Here is a 14446-nt window from a genome sequence, read left to right as displayed (position 1 = left end):
TAGGAATAAGCATGAAAACGGCAGCAGATATTTATGATGTTTTACATAACATTTTAGTTGAGGAATTTGAGATTGATGCCGATGATATCAATCTTGATGCGCACCTCTATCAAGACTTAGATTTGGACAGCATAGATGCCGTTGACTTAGTGGTGAAACTGCGTGAAATCACCGGTAAAAAGATTGATCCAGACGCGTTCAAGCAAGTTAGAACTGTGCGAGATGTTGTTGCTGAAGTTGAAAAACTAGTTATCTAGGCGCGCTACTATGCTCAAAGCAATAAGTATTACGCTGGCGCTAGTATGTTTAACTTTATACCCATTTATTGTGTATTTTGGTTTGCAATATACGTCTGTAAAATATGTCAGCATGATACTGATTGCTTTAGTTATTATTCGTTTATTAGTGAGTCGTCAATTACTAAAACGTATGCCGTGGCTAATACCCGCAAGTGTGCTGGCGGTGATAGTATTAACTATCTCTACGTGGCAAAGCACTGAGATTGGCTTACGTTTGTATCCTGTAATTATAAATACAGTTATGGCCATTACGTTTGCTTTTTCACTGCGTTATGGGCCACCAGTAATTGAAAGCTTTGCACGTATTCGTGAGCCAGAGTTAGATGCCACAGGCATTCGTTATACTCGCCAAATTACTAAAGTGTGGTGTGTTTTTTTTATTCTTAATGCCAGTGCAGCGCTATACACAAGTTTATATACATCGTTATCGGTATGGACGCTGTATAATGGTTTGATTGCGTATATTCTGATCGGACTGATTATGGCAATCGAGTGGTTAGTTAGACAAAAGGTAAGAAACAATGCCAGTTAGGCCAATACAATTTGATGACAAGGCTGCATTTTTTGTTGACCAGCAGCTGATCACGCAAAGTGAGTTTGTCGCTGATATTAAGCATTTCCAAAGCCAATTACATCAGTTGAAACCAGCCAGTCAGGTTGTGTTATTTCACCCAGATACATACCAATTTGCTGTCCGCTTGTTTGCACTTGCAACCCGTGGCCATACCGTTATCTTGCCACCGAATGGTCAACCGGAAACCTTGCAAATCTTTTTACAACAAAGTGCTATTTTTTGCGGTGACGATAGTAATTTACTATTTACGGATGAGCTGCTGAATATTGAGACACAGCCACAAGTTGTAAACCCATCAACTACTTCACTCACATGGCCGAGTGAGTCGATGGTGGTGTTTTATACCTCGGGCTCGTCCGGCCAATCAAAACCGATTGTAAAATCGTGGCATGTGCTTAATCGTGAGTTGATGGTGTTGAGTTCAAGTTTCGAGTTATTAGGTCGGCTGACCTTTATCTCTACTGTGTCTCATCAGCATATCTATGGCTTATTGTTTCGTTTGTTATGGCCTTTAGCGAATGGTCATATTATTGATAGCACGCAGCTGCAATACCCAGAGCACATTGCGCAAAAATTACAATCGTGTCCTCAAGCTGTTTTAGTATCAAGCCCTGCGCAATTAGCCCGACTCTGCAATGATAACGTGTTAGTTACACAAAGGGCCTCACTACAATGGTTATTTTCATCGGGTGGGCCGCTCAATAATCAGCATTCACAAACACTTTACCAGCAGCTGCAACGACCAATTACTCAAGTGTATGGCAGCACCGAAACCGGTGGTATTGCCTATCGCCAAGTCTTGGACTCCTCAATCAACACGCCATGGCAGCCATTTTCGGGTAATCAATTATCACTAAATGAGCATGGTAGATTGTTGTTAAACTCGTATATTTTACAACAAAAAAATGTGCCGTTAGATGACACTGCTCAATTGCTTAGTAATGGTCAATTTCATCTGTTAGGCCGTTTAGACCGCACCATAAAAATTGAAGAAAAGCGGCTAAATCTGGATGAATTAGAAGCGCAATTAATTAAGCATGAATGGGTGCAAGAAGCTAAATTACTGGTTGTACCAGCTAAACGCGTACAAATTGGTGCGCTAGTTGTACTTAGTGCGGCAGGCCAGCAACATTTAGATTCACAGGGTAAATTGGCGACAAATCGGTTATTGATTAACTTTTTATCGAATCGATTTGAGCGCGTTTGTTTGCCTCGTAAATGGCGCTATATCAAAGCACTGCCTTATAATAGCCAAGCTAAGTTACATATAAAAACCATGGAGCAGTACTTTGCAAAGCCTGAATAACACCCAGCCAGATGTCACTGTGTTATCGCAGTCAGAAGATAAAGTCAGTTTGGCGTTATACATCAGTGAAGATATTGATTATTTTCGCGGTCACTTCCCAGGTGCTCCGATTCTTGCGGGTGTTGTACAGTTAGATTGGGCAGTAAAATTTGCCCAGCAGTATTTAGCATTTCCAGACACCGTACATGATGTTGAAGTACTTAAATTTCAAGTTGTCACCACGGCGAATATGACTGTTAACCTGACTCTTGAACGCAATAAAAACGGTAAATGTATTTTTAGTTATCACTCTGATAAAGGCCAACATGCAAGTGGTAGGTTGGTCTTTGCAACTCCATCGCTATGAACAGCTACTGTATTGTTATACCTAATTATAATCATACTCATGCGATTGCTGGGGTATTAAGCGAACTGAGCGAATTATCATTACCCATTATCATGATCGATGATGGCAGTGATGAGGATGCTAAACAGCTATTTGCCAGTCTTGAGCAAACTTATCTGTTTTTGACCTTACTGACCCACAGCGAAAATCAAGGCAAAGGAGGCGCGGTACAAACTGGTTTGCGTTACGCATTTGCAAATGGCTATAGCCATGCAATACAAGTTGATGCCGACGGTCAGCATAGTTTGCACGATATTAGTAAATTGATTGCCGCCAGCGATAAAGTACCAGAAAATGTCGTCAGTGGTTGTCCAATTTATGATAGTTCAGTGCCCAAACATCGTTATTTAAGCCGTTATATCACCCATTTTTGGGTGTGGGTTGAAACCCTGAGTTTTGATATTGTTGACTCTATGTGTGGGTTTAGGGTTTATCCATTGCAACAAACCGAGCGATTAATGAACAAACGTACATTAGGCGCGCGGATGGACTTTGATATCGAGATTTTAGTGCGTTTATATTGGCAAGGTTCGCGCGTTACATTTATTCCTACGCAAGTGATCTACCCCGAAGATGGCGTGTCTCATTTTCGCGCGCTGCACGATAATATTGGCATTTCTTGGTTACACACACGGTTATTTTTTGGCATGTTAGTGCGTATTCCTAAATTACTTTGGCGTAAGGTAGCGCCCTAATGGCAGTAAAGCATTGGTCAAAAATGCAAGAGCGTGGTAATCAGCTTGGTATGCAAATTTTGCTGTTAAGCTATCGGGTACTTGGCCGCAAAGGTTTGTGGTTAGTTTTGTTTCCTGTGTTATTGTATTTATTTCTTACAGGGAAAACGGCGCGTATAGCCTCGCTGCAATTTTTAACTCAAGTTAATCACTTTAATGGTGTAAACAAACAGGCGTCTTGGCGTGACAGTTTTCGCCATTTTCGGTCATTTGCCAATAGTGCATTTGATAAAATTGATGCATGGCTTGGTCGCATCAAGCAATCCGATATCGTGTACACAAATGAAGCTTTGTATAAGCAATTAGATGAGCAGTGCCAAGGTGCGGTGTTTATAGGCTCTCATCTTGGCAATCTCGAAGTGTGTCGTGCGCTTAGCCAGCACCGCAGTAGTAAGCGTATTAATGTGCTGGTTTTTACTCACCACGCGGTTGAATTTAATAAAATTCTTAAACGTATCAATCCTGCTGTAAGCGTCAATTTAATCCAAGTGACCGATTTGGGCCCTGATATTGCAATCTTGCTTAAAGAAAAAGTAGAGCAAGGTGAAATTGTGGTGATCGTTGGTGATAGAACCAGCAGCACCAGCGCAGGTCGGGTAATTGAATGTGACTTTTTAGGTAAGCCAGCACCTTTTTCACAAGGGCCGTTTATTTTAGCTGCATTGCTTGATTGCCCAGTATTCTTTTTGTTTTGTTTAAAAGACCGAAGCGCACAAAAAGGCTTGTACTACCGTGTTGTATTTGAAAAATACGCAGACAAACTCGTTTTACCACGCAAAACACGTCAGCATGCATTGCAACTCGTTATTTCGGATTATGCAGCGCGTCTTGCTCATTATGCGGCTTTGTATCCATATCAATGGTTTAATTTTTATGATTTTTGGCAAAATGATCACACTGTGATCCGTGACCAAAAGAAGGGGAAGTAAGGTGTCGGATCTCGCTACAACAGTATTTGGAAATCAGCGTTTAACAATTGAAGATATTGTGCATATTGCACTCGAGCAAGGTGCTGTTGCGCTCTCTGGTGATGAACAACTAGCACGTAAAATTAACAGCGCAGTGGCCTTTTTAGATCAATTATTAAAAGAAGACGGTGTGATCTATGGTGTAACCACAGGCTATGGTGATTCGGTTACAGTAAAAGTACCATTGGCCCTTGTTGATGAATTACCGCTGCATTTAACACGATTTCACGGTTGTGGCTTAGGTGATGTGTTTAATGTGGCGCAAGGGCGCGCAATATTAGCAACCCGTTTGGCGTCTTTATCGCAAGGGTATTCGGGTGTTAGTTGGGATATGCTAAACCTGCTTACGGCGTATTTAAATCATAATATTGTCCCGGTTATTCCGCAAGAAGGCTCTGTGGGTGCCAGTGGCGATTTAACGCCATTGTCATATGTTGCGGGGGCGATGGTCGGTGAACGCGATGTATTTTATAAAGGCGAAATTCGCAACAGCTTAAGTGTTATGCAAGAGTTGGGTTTAACACCGTTAACGCTTAGGCCGAAAGAGGGCCTAGCAGTGATGAATGGCACGGCTGTAATGACCGCGCTTGCCTGTTTAGCGTTTGACCGCAGTGCCTATTTAGCTAAATTAACCAGCCGTATCACTGCTTTTGCAAGTTTAGCCTTAAAGGGCAATAGTCATCACTTTGACGATATTTTATTTTCGGTTAAGCCACACCCAGGTCAACAACAAATAGCGAGTTGGATCCGTAGCGATTTAAATCATGTAGAGCACCCGCGTAATGCCGACCGTTTGCAAGATCGTTACTCAATCCGCTGCGCGCCTCATGTTATCGGTGTGGTGCAGGATAGCTTACCGTGGTTTAGGCAAATGATTGAAAATGAACTAAATTCGGCCAATGATAACCCAATCATTGATGGCGAAGGCGAACATGTTCTTCATGGTGGACATTTCTATGGTGGTCATATTGCTATGGTAATGGATAGCATGAAAACGGCTGTTGCAAATTTAGCCGATTTAGCCGATAGACAAATTGCTTCGTTAGTGGATACACGTTACAACAATGGTCTACCGTCAAATTTATCTGCCAGCAGCAGTGAAAGACGTTTTATCAATCATGGCTTTAAGGCGGTACAAATTGGCGCGAGCGCTTACACCGCAGAAGCGCTTAAATTAACAATGCCAGCGAGTGTGTTTTCACGCTCTACAGAGTGTCATAATCAAGATAAAGTGAGTATGGGCACCATCGCTGCTCGTGATTGTTTACGTATTTTACAATTAACAGAGCAAGTGGTTGCCAGTACATTACTTGCGAGTGTACAAGCACTGCGATTGCGAATTGCTCAAAATGAGCTCGATTTCGAAAGTTTAACAGCAGATGTTCAAGCAATGTATACCGATATTTGTGAGTATTTTGAAGTACTTGATGAAGACCGCCCATTAGAAGGTGTGCTAAGGTTTACGGTCGATGCAATTCAAAGAAAACGCTGGAGCTTATATGAATAGTAAAGGGGCGTTACTTAGCACTCATGTTGAAATTGACATTCCTTTTCATGATTGCGATCCAATGAATGTTGTATGGCATGGAAATTATGCCCGCTATCTTGAAGTTGCACGTTGTGAGTTATTGCGTTTATTTGATTATGACTATATGCAAATGAAAGAGTCGGGTTATGCGTGGCCAATTGTAGATATGCGGATAAAATATGTCAGCTCTGCGGTGTTTTCGCAAAAAATACGTGTGGATGCTTATTTAAAAGAATACGAAACACGGCTACGCATTGATTATGTGATCACTGATTGCCAAACGGCTCAAAAGCTGACAAAAGCAACCACTGTGCAAGTGGCCGTAGATGTACAAACACATGAACTGCAATATGTATCTCCAGCAATTATAAGTGAAAAGCTGTATAAGGTGCTGTGATGATACGATTAATTATATTTTCTGTAGCTTGCTTCTTAACAACGCTTAGTTATGCATCAGAGCTGTCGCTTAATAAGTCAGGGAAGTTTAGCCAAGAAAAATACTTTGCAGGCTTCGCAAAACCCTTTATTTCCAGTGGCGTGTTTGTGCTTGAGCCAGAACAACTGAAATGGCAAGTAACAAAACCAATTACTAGTACATTGCTGATTAAAAATGGCCAAGTGTATGTCGAAAATGCTCAAGGCGAAGCGGTGGCGCAACCTGGAGCGGCTCCTTTTGTAAATTTACTACAGGCAATAATTACCCACGATCTTGATACTTTAGGTAAGCAATTTACGGTGTCTGATGATACACAAGCTGGTTGCTCGTTGTTGCAACCAAACGATCAGCTGTTAAGCCAGTTGTTCGTCAGTTTTCAGCTGTGTGCAGAGCAGGGAAGTGTGCAACAAGTGCGCTTAAATGAACACAATGCCAATTACACGATTATACATTTTAACTATTCAGCGCCCAGCGCTGCGGAATTTAATTAAAGTGGCTCGTTGGCTGAGTGCATTTGCTTGGTTATCAGGGTTAGCATTATTGTTAATCGCGGTGATTGTCTTGCAAAAACCGCGCATTGACAGCGATATTTTAGCTTTAATGCCACAATCGGATACACGCATTGATAGTGTTGAAACGCACTTTTTTGCAGCAAATAAACAGCAAGTGATGTTTTCTATTACCGGGGATAATGCAAAGCAAGTGCATGATAGGCTAAACAATTGGCTTATTGATAACGGTTTACCTGCGCGTTTCAATGTGCCGAAAATTGACACTTTAAGTCAGTTTTATGCTCCCTACGCCGGACGTTTACTCAGTGAAGACTATCGCGCCGCGATTGAAAATCAACATACATTCAGTGCGTTTTATTACCAAAAGCTCAGCCAAATAGCCGATCCATTCGTCAGTGCAACGATCAACCTCGATGCAAGTTTAAGCCTTGCTAGTTTTTTAACTGAGCAAATGCAAAAGCTGCAAACCTTTAACCTCGAAGAAAATCGTTTAACGGTATCTTATCAAGATGCCAAGTATTACCTGCTATTTGCGCAGATCAAGGATAATGCCTTTGGTATTGAGCAAGCGCAGCAACTTAGTACAAGTATTAAGCAACAGTTACAACAATTAGCTGTGGATTTTCCACATACAAAGGTACGTTATTCAGGAGCGCTATTTCATACCAGTGCCAATGCCAGCCAAGCCAAATATGAAATGACATTATTTGGTACATTGAGCCTAGTTGCACTGGTCGCTATGATTGTCTGGGTGTTTCGTTCAGGTATCGCGCTATGGCTTGCCTCATTAACTGTGATGAGTGCGATATTAGGCGGAGCCGCTGTATTACTAGCGGTGTTCGCACAAGTGCATATCCTTACTTTAGTATTTGCCGTAACACTTATTGGTATTGCCATAGATTATTCGTTTCATGGCATGTTGGATCTTTCCAGTAGCGAGCAAAAAGGTTACAGCCGCGGCTTGAAATTAGCGCTGTTTTTATCGTTACTGACTACCTCACTTGGCTATGCCAGTTTATTTTTTTCGCCAATGCTGTTGCTTGCACAAGTAGGCGTATTTGTTGTGGCAGGGCTGTTTAGTGCATGGCTGTGTACCTTGCTCATTACTCGACAATGGCAGCACCAGCTTATTATTGCTGCGCCAATATTAAACCTTGCTGATAAGCTCAACACTTTCTTGCAAAGCTTACTGCACTTACGCCGCTACGTAATCATCGCCAGTGTTGGATTAATAGCCGCCTGTTATTTATATGCACCAATTAGCTTAAATAATGATGTTCGTTTGTTAAATGCAAGCCCGCAAGCACTGATAACAAATGAAGCTTTTCATTTATCATTGTTAGGGCGAGATACTGGCCAAATCATGATCATGTTTGCTGATGATGAACAAGCGCTGCTTGAGCAATTAACAACCTTTAAAGCAGCCGTTAAGTTACGAGCACCCGATGCAAAGCTGAATTTACTCAGCGATTTATTACCTAGTAAAGTAATGCAAAAACGAAATAGCGCACTCGTTGAAGAAAAGCAAAAGCAAGGTGTGTTTACTGTCTCTGAAAATATCACCGGACAGCCATTTACTGCATCAACAAAAACATTAACCCTTGATACATTACTGACTTCGCCTTTAGCGCCTTTAATTACGCAACAAGTGATGCAAGGCGATGAGTTTGTTGCAAGTTGGTTTATGGTAACGGATGTGCCGGAGAGTGTTTTAGCAGAATTTGCATCCGCAGATCCACAACTCTTAAGTTACAATAAAGTGGCATTGCTTAGTGAGGGCCTCACACACTATAGTCATTCGCTGCTTATTACCTTAGGCTGCGCCATCCTCTTGGCAGCTCTTTTGTTCGCATGGCGCTTTAAAATAAAGTGCGCGTTTAAACAAACCGCGGTGCTCATGCTTACCATCGCGATTATTTTATCGTTATGCAGCGTGTTGCAGGGGAGTTTATCGATTTTTAATTTGCTCGGCAGTTTATTGGTGATGGCACTGTCTATCGATTACCTTGTTTTTTATCAAATAAATCAGTTGAGTAGAGAGAATATCATCGCAATCAGTTTATCGGCGGCCTCGTCCATGTGGGTTTTTGGCATGCTAGCTATGTCCATTACTCCAGCAATCTATAGCTTTGGTTTAACAATTATGATTGGCCTTGTAACGATATTTGTTTTGGCTCCATTGACATTAGCAGTGCCTAAAAGTAAGGAAAATAGGTGAATACGGAAAATCAACATTACGACGTGGTTATCATAGGTGCTGGTCCATCTGGCGCTGCGGCCGCCAGTTTATTGGTAAAACGAGGTTGGCAGGTACTGGTTTTAGAGCAGCAAACATTTCCACGTTTTTCCATTGGTGAAAGCTTATTACCACAATGTATGGTGTATTTAGAGCAAGCCGGCTTAGTTGATTCATTGCATGAAAATGCCGCGTCACTTGGTTTTCAATTTAAAAATGGCGCAGCGTTTCAACGTTGTGGCGAACATGCGAGTATTAACTTCACTGAAAAATTTAGCCAAGGGCCTGGTACAACGTACCAAGTTAAACGGGCTGATTTTGACAAATGCCTCGCCGATGGCGCTCAGAAACAAGGTGCTGAAATTCGTTATCAGCATACGGTTATCGCTTATCATGATTTAGTTGATGGCGCCGAGTTACAAGTAAAAGATCAGCAACAAAACGAATACAAGGTCACTGCACGATTTATTTTAGACGCCAGTGGTTTTGGCCGTGTACTGCCGCGTTTATTAGATCTCGAACAGCCATCAGACTTTCCTGTGCGCAGTGCTTTTTTTAGTCACTTTAAAGATGGCATTGTTGATGAAAATTTCGACCGCAATAAAATTTTAATTAATGTCCATCCTATACATAACGACATTTGGTATTGGCTGATCCCGTTTAGCGATGGCACTGCCAGCATAGGTGTTGTGGCACAGCCGAGTCGATTTGCTGAACATGCTGAGCCGCTTGCGTGTTTAAATGACTTTATTGAGCAAGACCCATTTTTAGCACAATTGCTAAATGCGCGAGAAGCGATAGGTGAAGCTCGAAGTATTAGCGGTTACTCAGCCAATGTGAAGTCTTTAGTAGGCAATAACTTTGCCTTACTTGGTAATGCAGGTGAGTTTTTAGATCCCGTTTTTTCATCGGGTGTGACCATAGCGCTTAAATCGGCTTCATTAATCGCCCCTTTAGTGGACAAACACCTACGCGGTGAAAAGGTTGATTTTGTAAATGACTACAGTAAACCTTTACAGGCTGGGGTTGACTGTTTTAGAACTTATGTCAGTGCTTGGTATGATGGACGTTTTCAGGATGTTATATTTTATACAGAGCAAAATCATCAAGTAAGAGAAATGATCAGTGCAATCTTAGCTGGCTATGCGTGGGATACAGACAACCCATTCGTAAAACAAAGTGAGCGTAGGCTCACTACCTTGGTGGCATTATGTCAGTCATAATACGCACAGCTACATTGGTTATTAGTATATTTTTAACCGCTTGTAGTACCCAGTTTTCCCCAGAGAGTATGGTGGAAATCGCTGATAATACATCGCTTGAGTTAGCTGATCCGCCACCACAATTGGTTATTGATAATTGGCAGCAAGTATTGCAGGTTTCGCATCAAGGCCAACAACACACTTTACTTGCGCAATTAAGTATTAATGATCAGCAAGGTATAAATTTAGTGGTGATGACGGCGCAAGGCATGCCTATTTTTATTTTAGAAAAGCCACCTGGTGCGCCAATCAAAAGTACAAAGATGTTACCCATAGCTGGCATTGATCCACGTTATATCTTAGCTGATATAATGCTAGTGCATTGGCCCGTTGTTGAGATCAATAAAAGGCTGCATGGTGCTGTAATGCAAAGCAACTTAGATGAGCGGCGAATTACTAATGATGAGCAACTATTAGTCACAATTAATTTTTCGGGGCCGATTACCCAGCTTATTAATTTTCAACGTGACTATAAAATTCAATTTCAAAAGGTTGAGCAGTGATGCCGATTTGGTTAAATGATTTAGGGATTGTGAGTGCCTTAGGTGTAGGGCATCAGCAGACTATTGACAGTATAAATGCTCAACAGAGTAACACATTAACGCTCACCAATGAGTTGGCATTTGCTGGCCGACCGACTTATGTTGGTATGGTTAAAACACTGCCCTTATCAGCGACACTTCGTACATACAGCCTGATTGATGCTGCACTTGCGCAAATAAAGCCAACACTTGCGCAATTTAATGTCCCTGAACAGCGCATTGCTGTGGTGATCGGTACCAGTACTGCCTCGATCCACGAAGGTGAACGTGCGCGGATGGAACTTAAACAAGCGGGTGGTTGGCCAGATAAATACAACTATAACGACCAAACTCTGGTTGCTCCTGCAGATTATATTGCCAAGCAATTGAATGCCACAGGCCCATGCTACAGTATTTCAACGGCATGTAGTTCAAGCTCTAAAGCCATGATCAGTGCTAGAGCATTATTGTTAGCTGATCTTGCTGATGTGGTTATATGCGGCGGAGTTGATAGTCTTTGTCAGTTGACTGTAAATGGCTTTGACTCATTGTCATCTATTAGTGATGAGGTTTGCCAACCCTTCGCACTTACCCGTAGTGGCATTAATATTGGTGAAGGTGCGGCGTTATTTGTGATGAGTAAAAAACGCAATCAAGGGAACACGGTGGCATTTTTAGGTGGTGGAGAAAGTTCTGATGCTCATCATATTTCAGCACCTGCACCAGATGGCAGTGGTGCAGAGCAAGCGATGCGTGCGGCACTCAATGATGCAAACTTACCAGCCGAGGCTATTGATTATATTAATGCGCACGGCACAGCCACTGCGCAAAACGATGCTATGGAGTCGCTTGCAATTAATCGTGTCTTTGGCAACAATACGCCAGTGAGTTCAAGCAAACACTTAAGCGGCCATACCCTTGGCGCTGCCGGGGCTATAGAAGCGGGGATCTGTTGGTTAAGTTTAATTAATCATGACTTTGTGACTACTTTACCTTTTAATACCGGTGAACAAGACTTGGCTCTTGGTGAGATTGCTTTGCTGACGTCACCCTTTATAAAACCTCTAAAATATTGCTTGTCTAATTCATTTGCATTTGGCGGTAATAATGTCAGCGTAATATTAGGACTTATAGATGAACAACTATAATATTGAGCAAGTAGTACCTCATAGAGAACCAATGATTTTGCTCAATAAGCTTATCTCTTATGAGCAAAACAGTGCTATTTGCGAAGTGACTATATCACCAGCCAGTGCATTTTATTCAGACAATTTACATGGCGTACCAAGTTATATTGGTACTGAGTATATGGCTCAGGCAATTGCCGCTTATGCTGGCGCATTAGCTAAAGATAAAGGTGAGGCGGTTAAAATAGGTTTTTTAATTGGCACTCGTAAATACAAAACGCATACCCCAATTTTTAGTATGGGTGCAGTATTACAGGTTACAGTTTCAAAGTTATACCAAGAAGATTCAGGGTTAAGTGTGTTTGAATGCTGTATAAAAAACAATAACACAGCATTATGTGAAGCTAAAATTAATGTGTTTCAACCGCAAGACCCAATGCAATTTATAAGAGAACAACAATGACAAAACGAATTTTAGTAACAGGGTCAAGCCGTGGTATCGGTAAGGCGATCGCATTACGCTTAGCCGAGGATGGCTACGACATTGCGGTGCATTGTCGCAGTGGGCTCGAAAGCGCAAAACAAACCTGTGATGAAATTACCGCACTTGGGCGAAATGTCAGTCTATTACAATTTGATGTGTGTGATAGAGCTGCTGCAAAACAACAAATCGAAGCCGATATTGCTGAGCACGGTGCATATTATGGTGTGGTATGTAATGCTGGGATCACCAATGATATGGCTTTTCCGGCTATGTCTGGGGAAGATTGGGACAGTGTTATTCGCACTGGCCTTGAAGGATTTTACAATGTTGTGCACCCAACCGTGATGCCGATGGTGCAAGGGCGAAAAGGCGGGCGCATTGTTACTATGTCGTCGGTATCAGGCATTGCAGGTAATCGTGGCCAGGTCAATTATAGCGCTGCAAAAGCGGGTATTATAGGCGCAACTAAAGCGTTATCACTTGAACTTGCTAAGCGCAAAATTACCGTTAACTGCGTTGCCCCCGGTTTAATTGATACGCAAATGACAGATGATTTACCTGTAGATGAAATGCTTAAGATGATCCCGTTAAAACGTATGGGCGCGGTGCAGGAAGTTGCAGGGACTGTGGCTTTTTTGATTAGTGATGACGCGGCGTATATTACCCGTCAAGTGATCTCTGTTAACGGTGGTATGGTTTAATGAAGCGCGTTGTTGTTACAGGTATGTCGGCAATTACAGCTTTAGGTGATCAATGGCCCGTTTTTAAACAGGCGTTGCAGCGCGGTGAAAACGCTGTGCAAGTAATGTCTGACTGGGATTATTTACCTGAGTTAAATACCCGGCTTGCGGCTCCTGTCACTCACTTTATAAAACCGGCGCATTACACACGCAAACAAGTTCGCTCAATGGGGCGCGTTGCTATTATGTCAACGCGCACCACTGAACTTGCATTAGAGCAGGCTGGTTTATTGGATGATCCCAGTTTAACTGATGGCTCTACAGGGGTATCGTTTGGCTCGTCAACAGGTTCAACGCAACCCTTGATTGCCTTTGCAAAAATGATGGAAACGGGCTCTATGGCAGGTTTCACAGCAACCAGCTATATCCAAATGATGGCGCATACTGCACCTGTAAATGTAGGCGTGTTTTTTGGCATTAAGGGCCGCGTGATCACCACAAGCTCTGCATGTACATCTGGATCGCAAGGCATTGGTTATGCCTATGAAGCGATTAAATTTGGTCGCCAAAAAATAATGGTAGCAGGAGGCGCTGAAGAACTATGTGTTACCGAAGCGGCTGTATTTGATACCTTGTATGCAACCAGTACTAAAAATCAAACTCCAAAATTGACACCGCGACCTTTTGACACTGAGCGTGATGGGTTAGTGATTGGGGAAGGAGCGGGGACGCTTATTTTAGAAGAATACGAGCATGCTAAAGCTCGTGGCGCCACAATCCTTGCAGAAGTGGTTGGTTTTGGCTGTAACTCAGATGGTCAACATGTCACGCAACCTACTTCAGCTACTATGCAAATAGCCATTGAGATGGCGTTACAAGACGCCAATCTATCCGCGGATAAAATAGGTTATGTAAACGCACATGGTACATCAACAGACCGCGGCGATATTGCAGAATCGCATGCTACCTTTAACGCATTAGGCGCAAAACCAATCAGCTCGCTTAAAAGCTATTTAGGCCATACTTTAGGTGCTTGTGGCGCAATTGAAGCATGGGCCAGTATTAACATGATGACGGATAATTGGTTTGCGCCAACTATTAATTTGACCGAAATTGATAGTCAATGTGCGCCACTGGATTATATTACAGGTCAAGGTAGAGAAATTCAGACTGATTATGTGATGAGTAATAACTTTGCATTTGGTGGTATTAATACCTCTCTTATTTTTAAACGTTATCAGGGTGAATAAAAGTTTTTTGGTTTACTGACTGATTACTCTATTTTGCAGATCAAACACATGCAAAAGAAAATCATATTATAAAAAATGTGAGTTTGTTAGCAGCACCGAATATGAATGTGGCGCAGGTGCAATTATGGCAGGCGTAGTATTAAA

General features: G+C 42.2%; 16 protein-coding genes. All 16 read left to right on the top strand.

Annotation, left to right across the window (positions count from 1 at the left end; translation table 11 throughout):
• Nucleotides 1-11: 11 nt before the first annotated feature.
• The 16 genes from A7968_RS02820 to A7968_RS02745 are packed head-to-tail and all read left to right on the top strand — an operon-like array spanning nt 12 to nt 14302.
• Complete coding sequence (locus A7968_RS02820; RefSeq protein WP_064665047.1) at nt 12-257, top strand: acyl carrier protein; 246 nt, start codon at nt 12-14, stop codon at nt 255-257.
• 10 nt (nt 258-267) lie between these two features.
• The gene (locus tag A7968_RS02815; RefSeq protein ID WP_064665046.1) at nt 268-831 is read left to right on the top strand and encodes a COG4648 family protein; all 564 of its coding nucleotides are present in this window, start codon (nt 268-270) and stop codon (nt 829-831) included.
• A complete protein-coding gene (locus tag A7968_RS02810; RefSeq protein WP_064665045.1) occupies nt 821-2179 on the top strand; it encodes an AMP-binding protein in 1359 nt (452 codons plus the stop codon). Before A7968_RS02815 ends, A7968_RS02810 begins: the two co-directional genes overlap by 11 nt.
• Nucleotides 2163-2525 carry an ApeI family dehydratase gene (locus A7968_RS02805; protein ID WP_064665044.1) on the top strand — a complete coding sequence of 121 codons (363 nt, stop codon included), beginning with the start codon at nt 2163-2165 and terminating at the stop codon, nt 2523-2525. Before A7968_RS02810 ends, A7968_RS02805 begins: the two co-directional genes overlap by 17 nt.
• Nucleotides 2522-3259 (top strand): glycosyltransferase family 2 protein, encoded by a 738-nt coding sequence (locus A7968_RS02800; RefSeq protein ID WP_064665043.1) that lies wholly within the window; start codon nt 2522-2524, stop codon nt 3257-3259. Before A7968_RS02805 ends, A7968_RS02800 begins: the two co-directional genes overlap by 4 nt.
• Nucleotides 3259-4227 carry a lysophospholipid acyltransferase family protein gene (locus A7968_RS02795; protein ID WP_064665042.1) on the top strand — a complete coding sequence of 323 codons (969 nt, stop codon included), beginning with the start codon at nt 3259-3261 and terminating at the stop codon, nt 4225-4227. The genes A7968_RS02800 and A7968_RS02795 overlap by 1 nt, the downstream gene beginning before the upstream one ends.
• Nucleotide 4228: 1 nt before the next feature.
• Nucleotides 4229-5773: an HAL/PAL/TAL family ammonia-lyase gene (locus A7968_RS02790; protein WP_064665041.1), complete on the top strand. Its 1545-nt coding sequence runs from the start codon at nt 4229-4231 to the stop codon at nt 5771-5773.
• A complete protein-coding gene (locus A7968_RS02785) occupies nt 5766-6191 on the top strand; it encodes an acyl-CoA thioesterase (RefSeq protein WP_064665040.1) in 426 nt (141 codons plus the stop codon). Before A7968_RS02790 ends, A7968_RS02785 begins: the two co-directional genes overlap by 8 nt.
• Entirely contained in the window at nt 6191-6721 is a 531-nt protein-coding gene (locus A7968_RS02780) for a LolA family protein (RefSeq protein ID WP_064665039.1), read from the top strand. The genes A7968_RS02785 and A7968_RS02780 overlap by 1 nt, the downstream gene beginning before the upstream one ends.
• Nucleotides 6660-8960: an MMPL family transporter gene (locus tag A7968_RS02775; RefSeq protein ID WP_084447975.1), complete on the top strand. Its 2301-nt coding sequence runs from the start codon at nt 6660-6662 to the stop codon at nt 8958-8960. The genes A7968_RS02780 and A7968_RS02775 overlap by 62 nt, the downstream gene beginning before the upstream one ends.
• Nucleotides 8957-10201: an NAD(P)/FAD-dependent oxidoreductase gene (locus tag A7968_RS02770; RefSeq protein ID WP_064665038.1), complete on the top strand. Its 1245-nt coding sequence runs from the start codon at nt 8957-8959 to the stop codon at nt 10199-10201. Before A7968_RS02775 ends, A7968_RS02770 begins: the two co-directional genes overlap by 4 nt.
• Nucleotides 10189-10743 carry a DUF3261 domain-containing protein gene (locus A7968_RS02765; protein ID WP_064665037.1) on the top strand — a complete coding sequence of 185 codons (555 nt, stop codon included), beginning with the start codon at nt 10189-10191 and terminating at the stop codon, nt 10741-10743. Before A7968_RS02770 ends, A7968_RS02765 begins: the two co-directional genes overlap by 13 nt.
• A complete protein-coding gene (locus A7968_RS02760) occupies nt 10743-11909 on the top strand; it encodes a beta-ketoacyl-ACP synthase (protein ID WP_064665036.1) in 1167 nt (388 codons plus the stop codon). Before A7968_RS02765 ends, A7968_RS02760 begins: the two co-directional genes overlap by 1 nt.
• On the top strand, nt 11896-12351 hold the full coding sequence (locus A7968_RS02755; protein ID WP_064665035.1) for a hotdog family protein: 456 nt from the start codon (nt 11896-11898) through the stop codon (nt 12349-12351). Before A7968_RS02760 ends, A7968_RS02755 begins: the two co-directional genes overlap by 14 nt.
• The gene (fabG, locus tag A7968_RS02750) at nt 12348-13073 is read left to right on the top strand and encodes a 3-oxoacyl-ACP reductase FabG (RefSeq protein WP_064665034.1); all 726 of its coding nucleotides are present in this window, start codon (nt 12348-12350) and stop codon (nt 13071-13073) included. Before A7968_RS02755 ends, fabG begins: the two co-directional genes overlap by 4 nt.
• Nucleotides 13073-14302 (top strand): beta-ketoacyl-ACP synthase, encoded by a 1230-nt coding sequence (locus A7968_RS02745; protein WP_064665033.1) that lies wholly within the window; start codon nt 13073-13075, stop codon nt 14300-14302. The genes fabG and A7968_RS02745 overlap by 1 nt, the downstream gene beginning before the upstream one ends.
• The last annotated feature ends 144 nt before the right edge of the window (nt 14303-14446 follow it).

It is taken from the genome of Pseudoalteromonas prydzensis, from assembly GCF_001661495.1.
GTDB lineage: Bacteria > Pseudomonadota > Gammaproteobacteria > Enterobacterales > Alteromonadaceae > Pseudoalteromonas > Pseudoalteromonas prydzensis.
This window is presented reverse-complemented; position numbering and strand designations above follow the sequence as displayed.

Bases quoted from the DNA above. Each gene is read 5' to 3' on its own strand.
- A7968_RS02820 (WP_064665047.1), top strand. From the start codon at position 12: ATGAAAACGGCAGCAGATATTTATGATGTTTTACATAACATTTTAGTT.
- A7968_RS02815 (WP_064665046.1), top strand. From the start codon at position 268: ATGCTCAAAGCAATAAGTATTACGCTGGCGCTAGTATGTTTAACTTTA.
- A7968_RS02810 (WP_064665045.1), top strand. From the start codon at position 821: ATGCCAGTTAGGCCAATACAATTTGATGACAAGGCTGCATTTTTTGTT.
- A7968_RS02800 (WP_064665043.1), top strand. From the start codon at position 2,522: ATGAACAGCTACTGTATTGTTATACCTAATTATAATCATACTCATGCG.
- A7968_RS02795 (WP_064665042.1), top strand. From the start codon at position 3,259: ATGGCAGTAAAGCATTGGTCAAAAATGCAAGAGCGTGGTAATCAGCTT.
- A7968_RS02785 (WP_064665040.1), top strand. From the start codon at position 5,766: ATGAATAGTAAAGGGGCGTTACTTAGCACTCATGTTGAAATTGACATT.
- A7968_RS02780 (WP_064665039.1), top strand. From the start codon at position 6,191: ATGATACGATTAATTATATTTTCTGTAGCTTGCTTCTTAACAACGCTT.
- A7968_RS02775 (WP_084447975.1), top strand. From the start codon at position 6,660: ATGCCAATTACACGATTATACATTTTAACTATTCAGCGCCCAGCGCTG.
- A7968_RS02765 (WP_064665037.1), top strand. From the start codon at position 10,189: ATGTCAGTCATAATACGCACAGCTACATTGGTTATTAGTATATTTTTA.
- A7968_RS02760 (WP_064665036.1), top strand. From the start codon at position 10,743: ATGCCGATTTGGTTAAATGATTTAGGGATTGTGAGTGCCTTAGGTGTA.
- A7968_RS02755 (WP_064665035.1), top strand. From the start codon at position 11,896: ATGAACAACTATAATATTGAGCAAGTAGTACCTCATAGAGAACCAATG.
- fabG (WP_064665034.1), top strand. From the start codon at position 12,348: ATGACAAAACGAATTTTAGTAACAGGGTCAAGCCGTGGTATCGGTAAG.
- A7968_RS02745 (WP_064665033.1), top strand. From the start codon at position 13,073: ATGAAGCGCGTTGTTGTTACAGGTATGTCGGCAATTACAGCTTTAGGT.